At 66.7% G+C, this 5,431-nt stretch carries 5 protein-coding genes and 1 pseudogene; 2 read left to right on the plus strand and 4 right to left on the minus strand.

Annotated elements, in window-relative coordinates; genetic code table 11:
* From ACDELDRAFT_RS18530 to def, 3 genes and pseudogenes are all read right to left on the minus strand, one after another.
* Positions 1–215, minus strand: a pseudogene (locus ACDELDRAFT_RS18530) (methionyl-tRNA formyltransferase); the annotation flags it as partial.
* 17 nt (positions 216–232) lie between these two features.
* Positions 233–736 carry a hypothetical protein gene (locus ACDELDRAFT_RS18535; RefSeq protein ID WP_005799539.1) on the minus strand — a complete coding sequence of 168 codons (504 nt, stop codon included), beginning with the start codon at positions 734–736 and terminating at the stop codon, positions 233–235.
* Complete coding sequence (gene def, locus ACDELDRAFT_RS18540; RefSeq protein ID WP_005799540.1) at positions 733–1,242, minus strand: peptide deformylase; 510 nt, start codon at positions 1,240–1,242, stop codon at positions 733–735. Before def ends, ACDELDRAFT_RS18535 begins: the two co-directional genes overlap by 4 nt.
* A gap of 200 nt (positions 1,243–1,442) precedes the next feature.
* Here def and ACDELDRAFT_RS18545 point away from each other — a divergent pair, with 200 nt between their 5' ends.
* Together ACDELDRAFT_RS18545 and dprA are read left to right on the plus strand one after the other, a co-directional pair.
* Positions 1,443–2,645 carry a LysM peptidoglycan-binding domain-containing protein gene (locus ACDELDRAFT_RS18545; RefSeq protein WP_005799541.1) on the plus strand — a complete coding sequence of 401 codons (1,203 nt, stop codon included), beginning with the start codon at positions 1,443–1,445 and terminating at the stop codon, positions 2,643–2,645.
* A 56-nt stretch (positions 2,646–2,701) separates the two neighbouring features.
* A complete protein-coding gene (gene dprA, locus ACDELDRAFT_RS18550) occupies positions 2,702–3,874 on the plus strand; it encodes a DNA-processing protein DprA (RefSeq protein ID WP_005799542.1) in 1,173 nt (390 codons plus the stop codon).
* A 22-nt stretch (positions 3,875–3,896) separates the two neighbouring features.
* Here dprA and ACDELDRAFT_RS18555 read toward each other — a convergent pair.
* The coding region (locus ACDELDRAFT_RS18555; RefSeq protein WP_005799543.1) for a DUF1631 family protein at positions 3,897–5,431 on the minus strand (1,535 nt) is incomplete at its 5' end.

Below are 5,431 nucleotides of genomic sequence, written 5' to 3' on the forward strand. Positions count from 1 at the left end.
GGGAATTTGCCGTCCAGGCGCAGGCTGCGCGGCTGGGCCACGGCAATGCCGTGCTCCAGCGCACACTGCTTCACGGGTGACGCCTGCAGCTTCATGCCCCGGCCCGCGGGGCGGTCGGGTTGCGTGAGGACGAGGGGGACGGTGAAGCCGGCTTCCAGCAATCGCTGCAACGCGACGCGGGCAAAGTCGGGGGTGCCTGCGAAAACGATTTTCATGAAAAGGGCCGCCGCCTTCAGGTGTTGCGGTCGTCAGCACGCGGCAGGTCGTCAGTGAAGACCAGTTTGCGCACGGTGCCGGCGCGGTCGATGTGAAGGTGCGCCATGCGCGGCTCGTATCCGTCCATGAACCGGTAGGTCCAGACGTCGCCATCAAAGGTGGCCACCTGCTCCACGAGCATGGGGGGGCCGAAGGTCCGCAGGACATCGGCCGTGGTCCATTCGTTCAGCGGCACGGCGGCAAAGCGGGCAAAGGTCAGTACCTGCTCGACGCGCTGCAGGCGGCCTGTGGCGTCGAAATCCATGTGGAACACACGTCGGCCCGCGGGAAGGGTGGAATAGAGCAAGCGCTCACCGCCGCCCTCCAGCGCAGTCGCACTGTAGGGGGCGCCCAGCCGGGCTTGCACCTCGGCGCGCGTGGCGCCGGGTTTCTCCCAGTCTGGCGAGGCGCACGCTGCCAGCAGGCCGCCGAGGGCCAGCACGGCGGCCACGCGCCGCAGAAGATGCCATGCGGATGTCATTCGCGGGAATCCCGCTGCTGTTTGAGCAGCTTGGTCTTGATGCGGTTGCGCTTGAGAGGCGAGAGGTACTCGACGAACACCTTGCCCATGAGGTGGTCCATCTCGTGCTGCATGCACACGGCGAGCAAGCCTTCGGCCTCGATCGTGCGGGACTTCCCCTGCGCATCGAGCGCGCGCACGTGCACCGCGGCAGCGCGTTCCACACCGTCGTAAATGCCTGGCACCGACAGGCACCCTTCATCGCCCACGTGGCGTTCTGCGCTGGCCCAGACGATCTCGGGGTTGATGAGCACCAGCGGCTCATTGCGCTCTTCGGAAACATCGATGACCACCACCCGCTCATGCACGTCCACCTGGGTGGCCGCCAAGCCGATGCCGTGTGCGTCGTACATGGTGGCCAGCATGTCCGCGACCAGCGCCTCGATGCGCGCATCCACGGCCTGAACCGGCTGTGCAACCTTGTGGAGACGGGGGTCCGGGTAACAGAGAATGGGAAGAATTGCCATGGATGTCGTTGGTGGATGTCGCTATTTTCGCCACTTTTGGAAGACGCTGCAGGCGCGCTTCGCAATATTCGTTGCCGAATCAAGGCCTTGAGCAGAGAATCTAAGATGGTTTGTAACGTATTTGCCCGGCGGCTTGCATGGCGCAATCGACCGCGGCGCCAGTGAGGGGGCGTTTCACAATGCATCAAAAAAGGAACAACATGACGGCATACACCAGCGCGCGGCGAACCGCCCTGGGCGCGCTGACGGTACTTGCCGGCGCCCTGCTCGCCGCTCCGGCCCAGGCCCAGAACTACCCGGTATCGAGTGGTCAGCGGGCAACGGCGCAACAGGTGGCCGAGCGTGGTGTTCCTCTTTCCGAACTGGCAGCGAGCGCCCCCGACACCTATGTTGTCAAGCGTGGCGACACGCTGTGGGGCATCTCCGGCATGTACCTCAAGCGCCCCTGGCGCTGGCCCGAACTGTGGGGCATGAACCTCAAGGCACTGCCCAACCCCCACCTGATTTTTCCGGGCCAGACTCTTTACCTGGACAAGGACGGCGACTATGCCCGACTGCGCACCAGCGCGCGCGGCGAGCCCGAAACGGTGCGGGTGTCGCCGCGCACCCGCAGCGACAGCCTCGCCGACACAGCGCTGCCCACCCTCAAGCCCCATCTCATCGAGCCCTTCCTGGTGGAGCCGCTCGTGGTGGATGCAGAGGTGCTGCAACGCGCACCCCGCATCATCGCCACGCAGGACGAGCGTGTTCTGATGGCGGACGGTGACCGCTCCTATGCGCGCGGCGATGCGTCCGATCCGCTGCGGGCCGAGCCCGGCATGCCCCGCCACTACCGCATCTTCCGCGATGCCATCGCCCTCAAGGACCCGCTCACCGGAGAGGTCCTGGGCTACGAAGCGCAATATGTGGGCAAGGCCGAACTGATCCGCGGCGAGTCGTTCGAGGAATCAGCCAACGGCAAGGGCGGCATCACCGTCGACTACGTGCCGGCCACGGTCGAGCTGACCGCGACCAAGGAAGAGGTGCGTGCAGGAGACCGGCTGCTGCCCGCGCCGGCCCGCGCGTTTGTCAGCTATACCCCGCGCGCACCGCAGATGGAGGTCGATGCGCGCGTGGTCTCGATCTACGGCAGCAATTCGGTGTCTTACGCCGCGCAGAACCAGGTCATCGCGATCAACCGGGGCACGCAGGACGGCATGGAAGCCGGTCAGGTGCTGAACATCCTGACCAAGGGTGATCGCATCAAGGACACCACGGATGAAGCGCGCGAAGTGGTCAAGCTGCCCAGCGAGCGCAACGGCAACGTCATGGTGTTCCGGACGTTTGACCGTGTCTCCTATGCCCTGATCCTCGAGATCCGCACCGGCGTGCGGGTGGGCGACCGCCTGGTCAACCCCGAGTAAGGACGGGATCGGTGCCAGTTGCTGCGGCAGCGGGCACCGCCCATTTCACTGCTTCCATGGACCGCGACGAACTGGCCGGCTGGCTGCGCCTCACCCTGACACCCGGCGTGGGCAACGCCGCCGCCCGCCGGCTTCTCGCGGCTTTCGGCCTTCCCACTGCGGTCTTCGTGCAAACCGAGGCCGCACTCGCCCAGTGTGTGGGGCCAGCGCAGGCGAAGGCACTGCGCGCGGTGCCACAGGGTTTCGCCAACCAACTCGAAACCACCTGGGAATGGCTGCAGGGCGCGCCCTCCGACGGGCCCGCCCGCGTTGTCATCCCGCTGGGCGATGCCCGCTACCCCGACGCGTTGCTCGAAACCGAAGACCCTCCGTTGATGCTGTACGGCATGGGGCCGGCCGCCCTGTGGGCCGCTGCCCACCCGTTTCCAGCGCAGCGTTGCCTGGCCATGGTGGGCAGCCGCAACCCCACGGCGCAGGGTGCTGACCACGCGCGGCAGTTTGCACGGGCTCTGCACGCGGCAGGACTCACCATCGTGTCGGGTCTGGCGCTGGGGGTGGACGCGGCCGCCCACGAAGGGGCGCTCGACAGCGCCGCATCCGACACGGCGGTTCCCGCCACGATTGCCGTGGTGGGAACAGGCCTTGACCGGGTGTATCCCCGCCAGAACCTCGGGCTGGCAAGGCGCATCGCCGCCCAGGGCCTGCTGGTTAGCGAGTATCCGCTGGGCACCCCGCCGCTGGCGGCGAATTTTCCCAAGCGCAACCGCATCATCGCGGGGTTATCGCAGGGCACGCTGGTGGTCGAAGCGGCGCTCGCCTCCGGCTCGTTGATCACGGCCCGGCTCGCGGCGGAGCAAGGCCGCGAGGTGTTTGCCATTCCCGGCTCCATCCATGCGCCGCAATCGCGCGGGTGCCATGCACTGATACGCCAAGGCGCGAAACTGGTGGAGTCGGCACAGGATGTGCTCGAGGAATTGCGCTTGCCCGGCCCGGTGCAGGCTTCTGCCGCAGCGCCAACCAACATGGCGCCGCCCAATGCGGCACCGCCGCCACCTGCCGAAAGCCCATTGCTGCAGGCAATGGGTTTCGATCCGGTCGGCCTCGACACTCTGATGGCACGCACGGGCATGGACACGGCGACCATGCAGGTGCAATTGCTCGAACTCGAGTTGGCAGGGGCCGTGGCCCGGCTTCCGGGTGGAAGGTTCCAGCGCCTGGGCCGCGCCTGAATGGGCGGATGGCCGGGGCTTTTCAGTCAAGCAGTCGCTCGGGATTGGCGTCGAGCTTGGCCAGCGCATCACGGGTGGCGCGCAGGGTCAGCCCCTCCTCGTCCTGCGCCACCAGCAGCCCCGACTGCAGGTAGGCAGCCAGGCGGCGCAACTGGATCAGGTAGCTGCTGCCATCCGTGGCGGCGAAAAGGTGCAATTGCTTGCGCTGGCTTTGCCATGCGTACTGCACCTGTGCCGAAGCGCCATTGTGGTCCAGCGTGAACCAGGTGCCCAGCTGCAACTCGCGCGCCCACGCCACCATGGCCTCCTCCACGGGCGCCCCGTTGTCGGCGACCACGTGGATGGACGACGCGTCGATACCCAGCATCATTTCGATGTTGTCGGCGTTGAGCGGCATGTCGCCCAGGGCCGCATCGCCGATGAAATCTTCCAGGTTCGCGAGGCGCTTGGCCATGGCATCGATGTGCGCCTGCGGAATGGTGGCCGTCTTGGAGAGGAAGGCGTCGGCCAGGGTATCGGTCAGCACCTTGATCTGGGCGTCCTGGGCGGCGCCCGAGATGCCCATCAGGGCCAAGCCCTGGCGCAGGCGCTGCAACAGACCGGGCAGATTCTGGATGACCTGTGCGCGGTCGCTGCGGTTGGGCTTGGCGCTGGCGGCCCATACCAGGTCCGCCGCGGTACGCTTCAAGGCGACGGTGTCAGCGTGCTGCGCGCCATCGCGCACGGCCGACAGGGCCAATACTTCGGCCCAGGTCTTGAACAGGAATTCGCGGATTTCGTCGCGCACGGGCATGTCGCGCAGCATGGTACGCAACTCGATCGTGTACTGAATGGCCAGCGTTTCCTTCTGCTCGACCTGCTGCGCCACGCTGACGAGGCGCGAGGTGGCCTGCTTTTCGGTCAGGAACTTCGACAGGAATTTCTCGAACTCGTCGTACACCAGCTGAAAGACACGCCGCCCAGTCTCGGGGTATTGTTCGATCACCTGCACCACCCGGCGGATCTCGGCTTCGAGGGCACTGCCGTTGATGGTGGTGGCGTCAAACCCCATCACGCAGGCGCCCATGCGGTCGATGAGCTGGCGCGCCGGATGGGCGACATTGCTGAAAAATTCGGGCTCGGCCAGTGCCACCCGCAACACCGGAACCTGCAGACGCGCAAACCACACCCGCACGACGGGAGGGATGCGGTCCTCGGCCAGGATGCTCTGGAACATCAGCGCCACCACCTCGATGATGGCCTTTTCCCCGGCGGTGGACGCCTTCTTCTTGAGCTCTGTGGAGCGCTCGCGCACGGCGCCCGCCAGCTGTACCACGGCAGCGGGGCTGTAATCCTCGACAAGCGTAGCCACACCGCTGTAGTAGGTGTCGGCCTGCACGCGGTGGGCCGTGAGCGCATGCGCCAACGCCGCAGAGGCGGGCGGCGCATTGACCATGTCAAAACCGGTTCCGGGCTGGGTGAGCAGCCGGCGCAGCTGGCCCATGACACCCTGCGCGCGCTGCCGCGCCCGTGCCAGCGGCGTCATGCCGGTGGCGAACACGGCCCCGGGCACCGGGG

The organism is Acidovorax delafieldii 2AN (genome assembly GCF_000175235.1).
Lineage (GTDB): Bacteria > Pseudomonadota > Gammaproteobacteria > Burkholderiales > Burkholderiaceae_C > Acidovorax > Acidovorax delafieldii_B.

Bases quoted from the DNA above. Each gene is read 5' to 3' on its own strand.
- ACDELDRAFT_RS18535 (WP_005799539.1), bottom strand. From the start codon at position 736: ATGACATCCGCATGGCATCTTCTGCGGCGCGTGGCCGCCGTGCTGGCC.
- def (WP_005799540.1), bottom strand. From the start codon at position 1,242: ATGGCAATTCTTCCCATTCTCTGTTACCCGGACCCCCGTCTCCACAAG.
- ACDELDRAFT_RS18545 (WP_005799541.1), top strand. From the start codon at position 1,443: ATGACGGCATACACCAGCGCGCGGCGAACCGCCCTGGGCGCGCTGACG.
- dprA (WP_005799542.1), top strand. From the start codon at position 2,702: ATGGACCGCGACGAACTGGCCGGCTGGCTGCGCCTCACCCTGACACCC.